This is a genomic window from Trinickia symbiotica, assembly GCF_002934455.1.
Lineage (GTDB): Bacteria > Pseudomonadota > Gammaproteobacteria > Burkholderiales > Burkholderiaceae > Trinickia > Trinickia symbiotica.
This window is the reverse complement of the sequence record NZ_PTIR01000004.1, coordinates 228,817-243,478: the sequence shown is the minus strand read 5'-3', so window position 1 is coordinate 243,478 and position 14,662 is coordinate 228,817. Positions and strand designations below refer to the sequence as shown.

General features: G+C 66.7%; 16 protein-coding genes, 1 other RNA gene, 1 pseudogene and 1 riboswitch. Of the genes and pseudogenes, 10 read left to right on the top strand and 8 right to left on the bottom strand.

What is annotated here, in order from left to right; all coding sequences use genetic code 11:
- Window positions 1-164: 164 nt before the first annotated feature.
- Together B0G57_RS08895 and lgt are read left to right on the top strand one after the other, a co-directional pair.
- Window positions 165-1,154 carry a LysR substrate-binding domain-containing protein gene (locus tag B0G57_RS08895; RefSeq protein WP_018443126.1) on the top strand — a complete coding sequence of 330 codons (990 nt, stop codon included), beginning with the start codon at window positions 165-167 and terminating at the stop codon, window positions 1,152-1,154.
- A complete protein-coding gene (gene lgt, locus B0G57_RS08890; protein ID WP_018443125.1) occupies window positions 1,148-2,053 on the top strand; it encodes a prolipoprotein diacylglyceryl transferase in 906 nt (301 codons plus the stop codon). Before B0G57_RS08895 ends, lgt begins: the two co-directional genes overlap by 7 nt.
- Window positions 2,054-2,070: 17 nt before the next feature.
- Here lgt and B0G57_RS08885 read toward each other — a convergent pair whose 3' ends face one another.
- The 5 genes from B0G57_RS08885 to B0G57_RS08865 form a co-directional block, all read right to left on the bottom strand.
- Window positions 2,071-2,808, bottom strand: a complete 738-nt coding sequence (locus B0G57_RS08885) for an SIMPL domain-containing protein (RefSeq protein ID WP_018443124.1) — start codon at window positions 2,806-2,808, stop codon at window positions 2,071-2,073.
- A gap of 82 nt (window positions 2,809-2,890) precedes the next feature.
- Window positions 2,891-3,349, bottom strand: coding sequence for an EVE domain-containing protein (locus B0G57_RS08880; RefSeq protein WP_018443123.1), 459 nt, complete (start codon window positions 3,347-3,349; stop codon window positions 2,891-2,893).
- A gap of 160 nt (window positions 3,350-3,509) precedes the next feature.
- A non-coding RNA gene (gene ssrS / locus B0G57_RS08875) (6S RNA) lies at window positions 3,510-3,691 on the bottom strand.
- Window positions 3,692-3,758: 67 nt separating this feature from the next.
- Window positions 3,759-4,073 carry a cell division protein ZapA gene (locus B0G57_RS08870; RefSeq protein WP_018443122.1) on the bottom strand — a complete coding sequence of 105 codons (315 nt, stop codon included), beginning with the start codon at window positions 4,071-4,073 and terminating at the stop codon, window positions 3,759-3,761.
- Window positions 4,070-4,423 carry a hypothetical protein gene (locus B0G57_RS08865; RefSeq protein ID WP_018443121.1) on the bottom strand — a complete coding sequence of 118 codons (354 nt, stop codon included), beginning with the start codon at window positions 4,421-4,423 and terminating at the stop codon, window positions 4,070-4,072. The genes B0G57_RS08870 and B0G57_RS08865 overlap by 4 nt, the downstream gene beginning before the upstream one ends.
- A 176-nt stretch (window positions 4,424-4,599) precedes the next feature.
- Window positions 4,600-4,838: riboswitch (cobalamin riboswitch) on the top strand.
- A 107-nt stretch (window positions 4,839-4,945) separates the two neighbouring features.
- Between B0G57_RS08865 and B0G57_RS08860 the strand changes: the two genes are divergently transcribed.
- The 7 genes and pseudogenes from B0G57_RS08860 (at window position 4,946) to B0G57_RS31655 (ending at window position 11,530) form a co-directional block, all read left to right on the top strand.
- Window positions 4,946-6,943: a TonB-dependent receptor plug domain-containing protein gene (locus B0G57_RS08860; protein ID WP_026230121.1), complete on the top strand. Its 1,998-nt coding sequence runs from the start codon at window positions 4,946-4,948 to the stop codon at window positions 6,941-6,943.
- A 42-nt stretch (window positions 6,944-6,985) separates the two neighbouring features.
- Complete coding sequence (locus B0G57_RS08855) at window positions 6,986-7,987, top strand: FecCD family ABC transporter permease (RefSeq protein ID WP_018443118.1); 1,002 nt, start codon at window positions 6,986-6,988, stop codon at window positions 7,985-7,987.
- Window positions 7,984-8,784 (top strand): ABC transporter ATP-binding protein, encoded by an 801-nt coding sequence (locus B0G57_RS08850; protein ID WP_102607134.1) that lies wholly within the window; start codon window positions 7,984-7,986, stop codon window positions 8,782-8,784. Before B0G57_RS08855 ends, B0G57_RS08850 begins: the two co-directional genes overlap by 4 nt.
- Window positions 8,785-8,799: 15 nt before the next feature.
- Window positions 8,800-9,936 (top strand): nicotinate-nucleotide--dimethylbenzimidazole phosphoribosyltransferase, encoded by a 1,137-nt coding sequence (gene cobT / locus B0G57_RS08845; protein ID WP_018443116.1) that lies wholly within the window; start codon window positions 8,800-8,802, stop codon window positions 9,934-9,936.
- Window positions 9,933-10,736 (top strand): adenosylcobinamide-GDP ribazoletransferase, encoded by an 804-nt coding sequence (locus tag B0G57_RS08840; protein ID WP_018443115.1) that lies wholly within the window; start codon window positions 9,933-9,935, stop codon window positions 10,734-10,736. Before cobT ends, B0G57_RS08840 begins: the two co-directional genes overlap by 4 nt.
- Window positions 10,721-11,104, top strand: a pseudogene (locus B0G57_RS31660) (histidine phosphatase family protein); the annotation flags it as partial. The gene B0G57_RS08840 and the pseudogene B0G57_RS31660, both read left to right, overlap by 16 nt.
- Entirely contained in the window at window positions 11,099-11,530 is a 432-nt protein-coding gene (locus B0G57_RS31655) for a histidine phosphatase family protein (RefSeq protein WP_223258671.1), read from the top strand. The pseudogene B0G57_RS31660 and the gene B0G57_RS31655, both read left to right, overlap by 6 nt.
- A gap of 49 nt (window positions 11,531-11,579) precedes the next feature.
- Here the strand turns inward: B0G57_RS31655 and B0G57_RS08830 are convergent, their stop codons facing one another.
- On the bottom strand, window positions 11,580-12,611 hold the full coding sequence (locus tag B0G57_RS08830) for a cobalamin-binding protein (RefSeq protein ID WP_018443113.1): 1,032 nt from the start codon (window positions 12,609-12,611) through the stop codon (window positions 11,580-11,582).
- The gene (gene cobU / locus B0G57_RS08825) at window positions 12,608-13,204 is read right to left on the bottom strand and encodes a bifunctional adenosylcobinamide kinase/adenosylcobinamide-phosphate guanylyltransferase (protein WP_018443112.1); all 597 of its coding nucleotides are present in this window, start codon (window positions 13,202-13,204) and stop codon (window positions 12,608-12,610) included. The genes B0G57_RS08830 and cobU overlap by 4 nt, the downstream gene beginning before the upstream one ends.
- A gap of 404 nt (window positions 13,205-13,608) precedes the next feature.
- Here cobU and B0G57_RS08820 point away from each other — a divergent pair, with 404 nt between their 5' ends.
- Window positions 13,609-14,238, top strand: a complete 630-nt coding sequence (locus B0G57_RS08820; RefSeq protein WP_020566479.1) for a ParA family protein — start codon at window positions 13,609-13,611, stop codon at window positions 14,236-14,238.
- Between the two features lie 32 nt (window positions 14,239-14,270).
- Here B0G57_RS08820 and panD read toward each other — a convergent pair whose 3' ends face one another.
- A complete protein-coding gene (gene panD / locus B0G57_RS08815) occupies window positions 14,271-14,657 on the bottom strand; it encodes an aspartate 1-decarboxylase (protein WP_018443110.1) in 387 nt (128 codons plus the stop codon).
- Window positions 14,658-14,662: the final 5 nt, after the last annotated feature.

The window sequence follows — 14,662 nt, the reverse complement described above, 5'->3', positions numbered from 1 at the left end:
TTGCGACCCGCCGTTATCGTGAACGTGATTTTGCCTTCCCGATTGAGGCCGACCGGCACTCGCGCGCCGGGGCGTCGTGCCAGAATGACGTTTCCCTTTGCCTGTGTCCAATATATTATTCAACATCGATTAAGTCGAAAAAAATATCGAATGGAGCCTCTTTCGTGACGCCCGATTTGCGCCAGTTGCGCTACTTTGTCGCCGTTGCCGAGGAGCGGCATTTCGGGCGGGCCGCCGAGCGGCTCTCGATGACGCAGCCGCCGCTCTCGCAAGCGATTCGTGCGCTCGAGGAGGCGCTCGGCGTGGCCCTTTTCGCGCGGACGAAGCGCACGGTCGAGTTGACGCCCGTGGGCGCCGATCTTCTGCCCGAAGTGCGCAAATTGCTGGCCGCGGCCGACGGCTTGCGCCCGCTCGCGCAAAGCCTTGCGCGCGGCGAGGCCGGCGCGCTTTCGCTCGCCTTCGTTTCGACGGCCGATTACGGCCTCTTGCCGGAACTGCTGCGCGAATTCGCCGCACGCTATCCGCACGTCAGGTTGCAGCTCGCCGAGGCGACGAGCGACGTGCAGATCGACGAGCTCGTGGCGGGGCGCATCGACGCAGGGCTCGTCATTCCGCCACTTCCCCCGCGCCATGCGGCGGCGCTGACGTACGTGCCGGTCATGCGCGAGCCGCTCGTGGCGGCGCTGCCGAGCACCATCGCGCGCAATCTCGAGACGCGGGGCAGGGGCGCCGCGCCGCCGGACTGGGACGACCGACCGGTCACGCTCGCGCAGCTCGCCGATTTTCCGCTCGTCATCTTTCCGCGCCATCTCGCCCCCGGCTTTTATGACATCATTACGGGCTGCTACGGCGCGGCCGGCCTGAGCCCGCGCATCGGACAGGAGGCGATCCAGATGCAGACGATCGTGAGCCTCGTGTCGGCGGGCATGGGCGTCGCGCTCGTGCCGCGATCGCTGCGCAACCTTCGCCGCACCGGCGTGGTCTACCGACCGCTCGCTGAGCGCGCGCCGATCGTCGAGACCGGTCTCGCCTGGCGCACGGGCGACGTGAGTCCCGTGCTCGGCGGGTTCATCGAGATCGTACGCGCGCACGCCGCGGCCATGCCCGGCCCCTCAACCCCTCAACGCCCGAAATCGAAGCCCATACGATGCTGATTCATCCCAACTTTGATCCCGTTGCGATTCATCTCGGCCCGCTTGCCGTGCGCTGGTATGGCCTCATGTACCTCGTCGGATTCGTGATGGCGATCGTCGTCGGGCGGCTGCGGTTGCGTCTGCCGCACGTCGCCGCTCAAGGCTGGACCGCGCGCGATATCGACGACATGCTGTTTTACGGCGTACTCGGCACGATCATCGGCGGCCGGCTCGGCTACGTGCTTTTCTACAAGGCGGACTACTACTTCGCGCACCCGCTCGACGTCTTCAAGGTCTGGCAAGGCGGCATGTCGTTTCACGGCGGCTTTCTCGGCGTGACGCTCGCGATGGCGCTCTTTGCCTGGCAGCGCAATCGCACCTGGATGCAGGTGACGGACTTCGTCGCGCCGATGGTGCCGACGGGGCTCGCCGCGGGCCGCCTCGGCAACTTCATCAATGGCGAGCTCTGGGGGCGCGTAACCGATCCGCAAGCGCCATGGGCGATGCTGTTTCAGAGCGCCGCGCCCGACGATGCCCTCTGGCTCGCCTCGCATCCGCAACTCGCGGCCAAGTGGCATCTCAACGAAGTTTTCGCGCAATACCACATGCTGCCGCGCCATCCGTCCGAGCTCTACGAGGTTGCGCTCGAGGGCATCGTGCTCTTTTTCGTGCTCTGGTTCTTCACGCGCAAGCCGCGCCCCGTGGGCGCCGCATCCGCGGTCTTCCTGATCGGGTACGGCCTTGCGCGCTTCATCGTCGAGTTCGCGCGTGAGCCCGACGATTTCCTCGGCTTGCTCACGTTCGGGCTCTCGATGGGGCAGTGGCTCTCGTTGCCGATGATTCTCGTCGGCGTCGGGCTATTTGCCTGGTCGTATCGGCGTGCGGCGAAAGCGAAAGAGCCCGCCGCCGTGGCGCGTTGAACGCGGACTGAGGGCAATCAACGCGTCATCTGCACGGAACCCGACACGTTGACGGTCACGCGTGACGTGCCGCCTTCGATCGGCAGCGGCGCGTTGCCGCCGGGCGCTGCCGCCGCCATGGCGCGCATCGCGATCATCGGGCGCGGCGGCCCTTCGCGGCCTACGTTGACCTCGCGCACGGTGTAGCCCGTGTAGCCGAATGCGTGGGCTGCTTCCTGCGCCTGCTCGCGAAACGAGGCGATGGCGTCGCCCGACAGTTTTTGCGCGGCGGATCGCTGCGCTTCCGGCGACAGCGAGAATGCGACATTGCCTATTTGCATCGTCGCGTTCATCTCGCCGGCGAGCTTCGATGCGGCGGCGAAGTCGCGCGATTCGAGCACGACCTCTGTCCGGCCGCGCCATGCCGAGATGCGGCCGTCGCGATCCGTCGACGGATAGACCGAATATGTGCCGGTGTGCGCGGTGACGCCGGTCACGCCCTTCGCCTGCCGCAACGCCGCGGCGGTTCGCTCGTTCAGCGCGTTCGTCAGCGACGCGGGATCTTTGGCCTCCTGCTCGTAAAAGAGCGTGATGTCGACGACGTCCTCGGGAACGTCGGCGCTCGCCTGAGCCGACAGCGAGAGTACGCCGGAAGGCACGGCCGCGCGATCGATGACGACCGGATCGGCATAGGCAGCCGAGGGTGTCACCGCCAGCGCGAAAGGCCATAAAGAGGCGGCGACGGTCGCGACAGCGAGAACGGTTGTTCTTTTCATGTGTGCGGTCCTTCTTCGGTGTTGAACGATATCCCTTGTTAGGACGGAGCAACGAACCCGGTACGCGTGGGAACGTTCGACGTCAGGTGAGCCGCTCGGTAATGAAGCGCCACTCGGCTTCGGTGACCGGCGTGATCGAAAGACGATTCCCTTTCGCGAGCACGCGCATGTCGGCGAGCTCGGCATGCTTCCTCAACTCGGCGAGCGAAATGAGCGGAGTCTTCTTGACGAACTTGACATCGACGAGCATCCAGCGCGGCTCCTCAGGCTTCGATTTCGGATCGTAGTAAGGGCTTTTCGGATCGAACTGCGTCGGATCGGGGTAGGGGGTCGAGACGACTTTTGTGAGCCCCGCGATGCCGGGCTCGGGGCAGCTCGAGTGATAGAAGAGCACGCCGTCGCCAACGCGCATCGTGTCGCGCATGAAATTGCGCGCCTGATAGTTGCGCACACCTGTCCACGGAAGCGTGCGCTCGGGGGCATTCGAGAGATCGTCGATGCTTGCTTCGTCCGGTTCGGACTTCATGAGCCAATAGCGCATAAGGCACTCGGATTCGTTGGGTGATCGTCGAACGAAAGATGCGCGAGCCTCAAAGAACCTATAGTGGGTGCGGACGTGCCGTTCGCTCGGGGGGAGCCGCCGAGGCCAATGATCGAGCCCAAATAAAAACGGCATCGGATGAACCGATGCCGTCGTCGAATAAGTCCCCGCCTTAGCCGCTAGGCCGGCATCCTGAACCTGAGGTTCAGAATTGGTCGCAGTTAGCAGCACTTCGGGTACATCAGACAGAGTGACGCGCACGCCCGTGCTACAAATTTCCGCAACCGTGCACATGGCATTGGTTCAAGGAATCTATGACCTTGGCGAACCAGGCAGGGAAGCCGTAAAAACTGGGTACAACTTGTATCGCCGCCTGCCGCTACCGCGGACGGGCAGTGTGCCGCTCTTGCTATCGTGCCTCGTGTTGCGCGAGCACGGTGCCGAGCTGCTCATTCATTTGACGCATTGTACGACGGATTTCGTCCGCGGGGAACGCCTCACCGTGGCGAATACTTTCTTGCAGCCTCAGCAATTCCGACGCGAGCGAAATGGCGGCCATCACGGCGATGCGGTCCGTGCCGCGCACGTTGCTGGCCGTGCGGACTTTCGACATTTCCGCATCGACGCGCGCGACGGCGTCCACGAGCGCGGACTCCGTTTCCGGTGAACAGGCCAGCCTGTATGTCTGGCCGAGAATCGAGGCTTCGATCTGTTTCGTCGTCATGCGTTCTCTCCGTGGGCTGCGCCGTTGCGAGCCGGCTCGCCATCACCTGCCGGCGAAAGCAGGTCGAGCTGGTTGTCGGCGTCGTATGGGCCCTTCGTACGAGGCAGTTTCTCGAGAATCGCGTTCAGGCGTACTTGCGCATCGTCGATCTTGGCAAGCAACGTATCGCGTTCGGCCTGCAGCGCGTTACGCTCGTCGCGCACCAGCGCGAGTTCGGCGTGCGCGGCGTCGTTATCCGCGCGAAGCTGGGCGAGTTGCTCTTCGAGTGCGTGACGTGCCTGCTGATGGCGTTCGTTGATCGCAATCAGCCGGCCGATGTTCTGTGACAGGATTTCGAGTTCGTTGAGCATCTGCTGCGTCCTCTAAAGACTTGCGCATTTTAGCGCGGAAAAGAGCGGTATCCGACCTCCGACTCGTATCGAGACGTAACGAAGCACCGTACATCGCCGTATTTCAGGCGGTTTTTGCCGATGGCTGATGCAACGAGGCCCGATCGGCAATTGTTGACGCACCCCGGTTGCACTCCTACACTTGCGGCACTTTGGTGCCCGCGCGCTCGCTCCGATGCGCGCGGTTAAACGGGAAACAGGGAGCATGGTCCGCCCCGGGCCAGCCAACCTGTGCTGCCCCCGCAACGGTAAGCGACATGCATCGTCAAGATCGCGATGCAAGATCGGTCCGAATGCCACTGCGCGTGTCGAGCGCGCGGGAAGGCGGACGCGATTCGTCGCCAGCCCGGATACCGGCCAAAGCGGGAGTGCGGCCGTTTCGCCTGTCGCGCGGATCACGCGCGGCAAGCGTCGCTCGGCCCGCTCATGACAAAGCGGCCTGCGGGGAGCGGGCCGCATGCCGATCCCTAGGAAAACCATACGATGCCCACGCCCCTGCTACGCGCGACGCTCGTCGCGTTGGCCGGCCTGCCGCTTGCCGCACTTGCGCAGTCCGCGCCGGACGATTCCACGTCGCCCACTTCGTCTCATCCGTCCGCTTCTTCGGCTTCTTCCGCTTCGCCATCATCCGCTTCCTTGCCTTCATCGTCGAGTGCGCCGCAGGCGAAGATCGCCGCCCCGTCCACAAGCGCCACCCAAGCGACCGAATCCGACGGCGTGCCGCTCGCGCCGATCGTCGTCACCGCGCAGCGAGGCGCGCAGCCGCTCGCCGATGCCATCCCGCAGACGACGCGGTTCGATCGGCAGGACATCGATGATTCGACCGCCACCGATCTACCCGGCTTGCTCGCGCTCGCGCCGGGCGCGCAGATCGTTCGCAACGGCGGACCCGGATCCAACGCGACGCTGATGCTGCGTGGCGGATCCGCGGCGCAGTCGCTCGTGCTGATCGATGGCGTGCGGGTCGACTCGGTGAGCCTCGGACAAGCGCAGATCGGGCAAATTCCGCTCTCGCAGATCGATCACGTCGAAGTCGTGAACGGCGACGTGTCCGCGCTTTACGGCTCCGGAGCGATGGGCGGCGTCGTGCAAGTTTTCACGAAGGACGGCGGCGACCATCCGCCGCGCTTCCATTTCTCGCTCGGCTACGGCAGTTATCACACGCAGACGCAGGCGCTCGGCGTCGACGGCGCATTGGACAAGGACGGCAAGACCACGTTCAGCGTCGACTTGTCGCGCTACAAGACCGACGGCTTCTCGTCGATCGATCCCGCGCTCGCACCCGCCGCGAATCCGAATGCGAACGGATATTTGAACGAGAGCCTCTCGGTGGCGCTGCGCCATAAGTTCAGCGAGAACTGGGACGCGGGCGTGCGCTTTTTCCAATCGGACGGTAACGACAGTTACGACAATGCATTCGGCGTGCCGACCGATGTCAACAACCTCTACAGCAAGGTACGCCAGGCATCGGTGTTCGCGAACGGCAAGCTGACCGACTGGTGGACGACGCACTTTACCGTGGCCGAAGGCGACGATCGTTCCGTCGTGAAGACGAACGACGTCTACAACAACCGCTTCGACACGAACAACCGCCAATACACGTGGCAGAACGATTTCAAGTTCGCTCCCGGCGAGAAGGTCCAGATCGGCTATGAGCGGCTCGACCAGAGTCTCGACTCCGATATCTTCGCCGCACCCGGTCGCCACGTGAACTCGTTCTTCGCAGGCTATGCCGGCCGCTTCGGCGCAAGCCAGATTCAGGCCAACGTGCGGCGCGATCAGTACTCCGATTTCGGCGCCGCGAATACCTACTATCTCGGCTACGGGTTCGACTTCACCGAGCACTGGAAAGTGACGGCAAGCTACTCGAGCGCGTTTCGCGCGCCGAGCTTCGACGATCTTTATTTCCCGGGCAGCGGCAATCCGTCGATCCGGCCCGAGCGCAGCCATTCCGTCGAGGCGGCGCTGCAGTACGCTTCGGACTCGCTCGGGGTGCTGCGGCTCACCGCGTTCGAAACGCGTTATACGGACTTGATCAACTACGTGTCGACGCAAGGCGGGCTCTTCTTCGTCGCTGAGAACGTCGGCCGCGCGAAGGTTCAGGGGCTCGAAGGCTCGTGGAGCGGCCATGTCGGCAAGACCGATGTGCGCGCCGCGCTGACGGTGCAAAATCCGGTCGACGAGGACGCGGACACCGATCTCGTGAGGCGTGCGCGGCGCTTCGCGTCGCTTTCGGCGAATCGTTCGATCGGCGCCTGGCGCGTCGGCGGGGAATGGATCGTCAGCAGCGAGCGCAACGACAACGGCGTCAAGCTCGGCGGCTATGGCCTCGTCAACCTCTCGGCGCGCTATAACATCACGAAGGCGTGGTATGTCAGTGCGCAAGTCGAGAACCTCTTGGATAAGAACTATGAGCTCGCTTATCCCTACAACACGCCAAGGCGCAGTGCGTTCATCACCGTCGGCTGGCAGCAGCAGTAGCGTATGCACGTAAGCCGCTCGGCCTCTCTCGCGCGCCCGGCCATGAGCGGCAAGCGCGCGGTCGCGATCTGGCTCGCGCTCGCCCTCGGCGCGAGTGCGATCTTCGTGGCGGCGCTGACGCTCGGCAGCGTCGAGATGACGCCGTGGCGCGCGCTCGCGGCGCTCGTCCATGCGGGCGGCGCCGGTCTCGATTCGAGCGCGGAGATCGTGCGCACGCTGCGGCTGCCTCGCGCGCTCGCCGGGTTCGCCTGCGGCGGATTGCTCGCGCTTGCCGGCGCGCTGCTGCAGGTGTTGCTGCGCAATCCGCTCGCCGACCCGTACGTGCTCGGCGTGTCGGGCGGCGCGGCCGCTTCCGCGGTGTTCGCGCTGCTCGCGGGCGCGGCATGGTGGGCGGTCGATGCGGCGTCGTTCGCCGGCGCGTTGATCTCGATCGCGCTCGTGCTCGGCCTCGCCAGGCGCGACCTTTGGCGCGGCGAGGCGCAAGAAGCTTCGCCACGGCTGCTCCTGACGGGCGTCGTGCTCGCGACGGGTTGGGGCGCGGTCGTCACCCTTCTCCTGACGCTCGCGCCCGACGAGCGCCTGCGCGGCATTCTGTTCTGGCTGACGGGCGATCTGAACGGTGCCGGCGCGCCGTGGCCGGCCGTGGCCGCGCTCGTGGTAGCCGTAGGCGTCAGCGTGCCAGTGGCACCGCAGCTCAACGTGCTGGTGCGCGGCGAAGCGCTCGCGGCGGCGCTCGGCGTGCCGGCGGCGCGGTTGCGGCTGCGCATCTATCTCGTCGCATCGCTCGCGGCCGCCGTGGCCGTGACGACGGCGGGCACGATCGGCTTCGTGGGCCTCGTCGTGCCGCACGCGCTGCGGCTTGCGTTCGGCAACGATCAACGCATGCTCGTGCCCGCGTCGGCGCTGGCGGGCGGTATCGTCGTGATGGGCGCCGATCTCGTCGCACGCACCGTCATCGCTCCTGCGCAGCTACCCGTCGGCGTAGTGACGGCGATAGTCGGCGTGCCGACCTTTCTCTGGATGCTCATGAGGAGACGCGCATGAGCGAGGGAGGGATGAACGGCGCGTTGTCGACGGAAGCGCTGGTATTGCGCGCGGGCGAGAGGCTGTTGCTCGACGGTCTCACCCAGAGGTTCGGGACGGGCGAAATCTGGTGCGTCGCCGGGCCCAATGGCGCCGGCAAGACGACGCTGATCTCGACGCTCGCGGGATTCCTGCGGCCGGCCGCGGGGCATGTCGTACTCGACGGCGAGCGCCTCGACAAATGGCCGTCGGCGCGGCTCGCGCGGCGTCGCGCGCTGATGCCGCAAAGCACGCACGACGCGTTCAGCGCAAGCGTGCTCGACGTGGTTCTCCTGAATCGCTATCCGTATTTGAGCGGTTGGGGTTGGGAGGCCGAAAGCGATCGCGCGGCTGTCCTCGCCGCGCTCGAAGCCCTCTCGCTCGGCGCGCTCGCGGCACGCGACGTGCGCTCGCTCTCGGGCGGCGAGCGCCAGCGCGTTTCGCTGGCCGCGGCACTGAGCCAGGACGCACCGCTTCTGCTGCTCGACGAGCCGCTCGCCCATCTCGATTTACATCATCAAATCGAATGCCTGACGACATTGGTCAGCTGGATGAAAGGTGCGCCGCGCACGATCGTGTTTTCATGTCACGATCTCAATCTCGCACGCCGCTTCGCCACGCATGCGCTGCTGATGGACGGCGCCGGCGCCGCCTACGCGGGGCCGGTGACGGACGTATTGACTCCCGGGCTCGCGAGTCGCGTGTTCGGCTACCCGCTCGTCCTGATCCGACAGGACGGCTATGAAGCGCTCGTGCCGGCGCTTGCTCACGTTTTGTGACCTACCGTACTGCTCATGAATACTCCACTCCCGCTGCCCGTCGTCGAACCACTCGATCGCTCGTTGGAAGGCACGCTTTCACGGATCATCGATACGAAGACGAAACCGCCGGGCAGTCTCGGCATGCTCGAACCGCTCGCGCGCCGGATCGGCATGATTCAGCAGACTGTGCGGCCGTCGATCCGGCGGCCCACGATGATCGTCTTCGCCGGCGACCACGGGATCGCGCAGGAGGGCGTGAGCCCCTATCCGCAAGCCGTCACGGCGCAGATGGTCGCCAATTTTCTTGCGGGCGGGGCAGCCATCAACGCCATCAGCGGCGTAACGGGATGCACGCTCGAAGTCGTCAACGCGGGCGTGGCGACGCCGCTCGGGGCGCTGCCGGGACTCGTCGACGTTCCGATCGGCCCCGGCACGCGCAACTTCGCTCGCGAGGACGCGATGACGCGCGAGGAGGCCCTCGCCGCGCTGCTGGCGGGCGCGGCGCGCGTCGATCATCATGCGTCGCTCGGCACCAACGTGGTCGGCTTTGGGGAGATGGGAATCGCCAATACGTCGTCGGCGGCTTGTCTCATGAGCCGGCTCGTCGGCGTGCCGATCGACGAGTGCGTCGGTCGCGGCACGGGCCTCGACGACGCGGGGCTCGCGCGCAAGCGCCATGTGCTCGCCGGGGCGCTCGCGCGTCGCCGCGATGCGATCGAACCGCTCGACGTGCTCGCCGCGTTCGGCGGATTCGAGATCGCGATGATGACGGGCGCTTATCTGGCGGCCGCGCGCGCGAAGATGACGATACTCGTCGACGGCTTCATCGCGTCCGCCGCGCTCGTCGTCGCGCACGCGCTCGCGCCCGCCGTCATCGACTATTGCGTGTTCGCTCATTTGTCGGACGAAGCCGGGCACCGGCGCATGCTCGACTATTTCGACGCGAAGCCGCTGCTTTCTCTCGGCATGCGGCTCGGCGAAGGCACCGGCGCCGCGCTTGCGCTGCCGATCCTGCGCGCGGCCGTCGCGTTTCTCACCGAGATGGCGAGCTTTGAATCGGCCGGGGTCGCGACGCGCGGCGAACTCAGCGGGGACGCCGGTGCGCGCGCCGGCCCGTCCGACGCGTTGAATCCATCCGGCGCATCGGGCACCGGGAGCCTCGGGCGATGAAAGGCGTGGGCGAACCGCCAGGGCGCGCGGACGCGCGCTTTGCCGATCCCCGCGTGGAGTTTCGCTATCTATGCGCGGCGCTCGGCTACTTCACTCGCATACCCGTGCCGCGCGGGTTCGGCGGCGACGCGTCGGATCTTGCCGGGGCGATCCGGTATTTCCCGCTCGTCGGCGCACTGGTCGGCGCCATCGGCGCCGTGACGTATCTCGTCGCGCTGCATGTCTTCCCTCCATCGATCGCCGTGCTGCTTTCGATGGTCGCGACGCTCGCGGCAACCGGCGCTTTCCACGAGGACGGGCTCGCCGATTGCTGCGACGCGTTCGGCGGAGGCGCGACGCGCGAAGACGTCCTGCGGATCATGCGCGATTCGCGGATCGGCGCGTTCGGTGCCGTTGGCCTCGTCGTCGCATTCGCGCTCAAGTGGCAAGCGCTCGTCGCGTTGCCGCCGCTCGTCGCGGCGTGGCTCATGATCGCGGCGCACGCCGCGAGCCGGGCGATGGCGGCGAGCTTTCTCGTGACGCTCGACTATGCGCGCCCCGAAGGCAAGGCCCAGCCCGTCGCCCAGCGGATGTCGCCGCGCGCCTACGGACTCGCCGCGGCGCTCGGGCTGCCTTGGCTCCTCTGGCCGGATTGGCGCGCCGGGTTGTTGGCGCTCGGCGTCGCGTTCGTGCTGCGTGTCGCGATCGCCCGGTACTTCAACAAGCGCTTGGCGGGATACACCGGCGATTGCCTCGGCTTCGCGCAGCAAATCTTCGAGCTGTCGATTTATCTCAGCGTGCTCGCATGGATCTCCTCCTGATTCGTCATCCCGCGACGGCCATCGACGCGGGCATCTGCTATGGCCGCAGCGACGTGCCGCTCGCCGGCGACGCGCGCGCGGCGTCGGATGCGCTTTTCGAGCGCTTGACCGGACTCGGCGCACCGCCGCCCCAGACGCTCTGGACGAGCCCGCTGCGACGCTGCGCAAGCGTCGCGGCGTGGCTCGCACGCGATTGCGGTTGCGTCGCGCGGGCCGATCCGCGATTGCAGGAAATCGACTTCGGCGCATGGGAGCGCATGCGCTGGGACACGATCGATCGCGCGGCCCTCGACGCGTGGGCGGCCGATTTCGTCCATGCGCGTGTGCATGGGGGCGAGAGCGTCGCGCAGTTTGCGGCGCGCGTGGCCGCCTGGTTCGAGACAAGAGTGGCGCCGCCCGGCGCTTCGGGCGCTTCCGGCGCTCGGCGTGGCTCCGGCGTAGCGGCTGCGCAAGCGCTTCCACGGTCGTCGGCCGCGCGCGTTCTGCCAGGGGCGCCCGGCTCCGCAGCCACTGGATCATCGGTTTCGCCCGGTTCGTCGGCTTCGGAGAGCCGGCTGCCTGTCGAGGCCCCCACTTCGCAAGGGGCTGCGTCTTCGATATCGCCGGCGAGCGGCGTCGAAGCGCCGACGGCCTACGTGGTCACCCATGCGGGCGTCATTCGGGTGCTCGCCTCGCTTACGCTCGACATCTCCCTCAGGGAACTGCAGGAGTGGCCTCTCGATCTCGCCGCCATTGTCTGGCTGCGCCAGGAAGGCGACGACGGCGGTTGGCGCCTCGTTCGATGGAACGCCTGAGCGCGCCGCGCCCGTAGGGGCTACCGTTCGGGATTCTGGCCGCGTTGGTTTACTTTGGACGGCGTGAACGGGCGATGTCGAGATCGCGGCACAGAGCCGCGGCACCGAGCGCGAAGCGCGGTCCGGGCCGGTCGATGAGGTCGGCGTCGAGGACGAAGAGGTTGCCGCGGGCGACGGCCTCCAACCGGGGCCAGGCGCGCCACATCGCGAACTCGGGTGCGCTCGCTTCGAGGCGGTCTTCTCGGGGGGCGCCCGAAGCGGCCGGGCTCGTCGAGGCGCCAGCGGCGAACCCCTCGGAGGCGCCCGTTTGCGTCGTTGCCGCGACCGGATCGGCCGTGACGATCGCCTCGGGGTTCGCGGCGATCACGGCCTCCGTCGAGACGGTCGGCACGAGCGGGGCGAGGTCGGCAAAGACGTTGCGGCCGCCGCAGAGGGCGATCGCATCGCTGACGATATGCGTGCCGTTCAGCGTCATGAGCGGCCGGCTCCAGACCTGGTAGAACACGTTGACCGGGGGCCGGTCCGCATACTGCACGCGCAGCTTTGCGGTCTTTTCCCGGTATTCGCGCGCGGCGGTGTCGGCTGTCGGCTCGCTGCCGAGCAGCACGCCGAGTTTTTCGAGGTCCGTGGCGACGTCGTCGACCTTCTGTGGCTCGCTGCGAAAGATCGCGATGCCGAGCGCGCGCAGCTTCGCCAGCTGCCGTTCGTCGTTGCCATGCCGCCAGACGACGATGAGGTCCGGCTTCAACGCGACGATGCGCTCGAGATCGAGTGCGGTGTTGCTGCCGACGCGCGGCAGCGCTTTCGCGGCGGGCGGATAGTCGCTGTACGAGACGGCGCCGACGAGCTTCGGGCCGCCGCCGGCCGCGTAGACGAGCTCGACCGTATGCGGCGCGAGCGCGATGACGCGCTGTGCTGGCGCTGCGAGCGTCACTGTGCCGCCCGTGTCGTCGGTCACCGTCAGCGCGGCGTGCGCGGCGAGTGAGGCGCCGAGCGCGAGCGTAGCGGTAAGGCGGGTGGAGATCGTCCGAACGCTGGCGCGGGCGGGCAACGCCGTCCGTCGGCGAAGAGACGGCTTCATCGCGCGCCTGCCCCTTTGACTGCGAGGGGCAGCCCCGCCACCATCAATGTCGCGTGTTTCGCAAGGCTCGCAACGCGTTGGTTCAGCCGGCCGAGCTCGTCCACGTAACGGCGCGTGACCGAGCCGAGCGGCACGACTCCCAAGCCGATTTCGTTGCTGACGACGATGATCTTGCCTTGTGCGGCGGTGAGGGCGGCCTCGAAGGCGTCGAGGTGAGCCGTCAGTGTCTCGGCCGCAAGCGCCACCGGCTCGTGAAGCGGAGAGTCGGCAGGCGCGTTCGAGTCCGCTGTGTCGATCGGGCAGAGCAGGTTCGCGAGCCAGAGCGTCAGGCAATCGATGAGTACACAATGACCGCCGCGGTCGGCGCCGCGCAACGCACCGGCCAGATCCGCGCCGGCTTCGACGAGTCCCCAATGCGCGGGCCGCCGCGCGCGGTGATGGGCGATGCGGGCGGCGAATTCGTCGTCGGCGCCGCAGGCCGTGGCGATGTAGGTAACGGGGCGTGCGCTCGCCACCGCAAGCTGCTCGGCGTACATGCTTTTGCCCGAGCGCGCGCCGCCGAGCACGAAGGTGATGTCCGGAATGGTGTTCATCGGCGCGATTGTATCGTTCGGCGCCCCGCATGGTCGTGCCGACCGGGACTTCCTCCGGGAGCTCCCGACGGTGCTCCCTCCGGTCATCCCCAAGGGGATTTCCTCCGGGAGCCCCCCAAAGGGTGCTCCCTCCGGTCATCCCACGGGGATTTCCTCCGGGAGCCCCCCAAAGGGTGCTCCCTCCGGTCACCCCCACGGGGACTTCCTCCGGGAGCCCCCAGAGGGTGCTCCCTCCGGTCATCCCCACGGGGATTTCCTCCGGGAGCCCCCCAAAGGGTGCTCCCTCCGGTCACTGTTTGGGGGGCGGGCGATTTGCCGATATTATCGTCAGCGCGATGCCTCTGATAAGTTGTGAGCGAAATGGCAAACCGGCCGCGCGACGCGGCCTTCTACCGGGAGACTGCATGACGGTAATCGTGGTGGCCAACCCCAAGGGCGGGGTCGGCAAGAGCACGCTATCGACCAATCTGGCGGGTTATTTCGCCGCGAACGGCGAATGGGTCGCGCTCGCCGATCTCGATCGGCAGCAGTCCGCGCACGATTGGCTAGCCCTGCGGCCACAGGGTTTGCCGCCGATCGAAGCATGGGAGGTCGATCCGGACCAGCCAGCGAGGCCGCCCAAGGGGCTCGAGCACGCCGTCGTCGATACGCCGGCCGGCCTGCGCGGAAACCGTCTCACCGCGGCGCTCGGGCTTGCCGACAAGGTCATCGTGCCGCTGCAGCCGTCGCTGTTCGATATTCTTGCAACGCAGCATTTTCTCGAGCGCCTCGCCGAGGAGAAAGCGGTGCGCAAAGGCGCGATCGAGATCGGCGTAGTGGGAATGCGTGTGGACGCCCGCACGCGCTCGGCCGATCAGCTCCACCGCTTCGTGGAAGGCTTGAAGCTTCCGGTGCTCGGCTATTTACGCGATACGCAGAACTACGTGCAACTCGCCGCGCACGGCCTCACGCTGTGGGACGTCGCGAAAAGCCGCGTCGAGCGGGATCTCGAGCAGTGGGAGCCGATTGCCACCTGGGCCGCCAAGTCCAAATAGGCGAAGGCGTCATCGGCCCGTCGGAACAACCGTCAGGTCCAGTTTTGCACCGGCACATGGCCGCGGCTGCCCTTCGCTTTGTTGTGCTCGTCGACGAAGACGAGCTTGGGCTCCCAGCCCGCTTTGAGCTCCGCTTCATCGATCATCGCGAAGGCCGCGATGATGACGAGGTCGCCGAGCTGCGCGCGCCGCGCGGCCGAGCCGTTCAGCGAGATCATGCCGCTGCCGCGCTCGCCGCGGATCGCATAGGTGGAGAACCGCTCGCCGTTGTTGATGTTCCAGACGTCGATGCGCTCGTTCTCGACGATATTCGCCGCTTCGAGCAGATCCTCGTCGATCGCGCACGAGCCCTCGTAGTGCAGCTCGCAATGGGTGACGACGGCGCGGTGGATCTTCGATTTGAGCATATGGCGCTGCATGATCG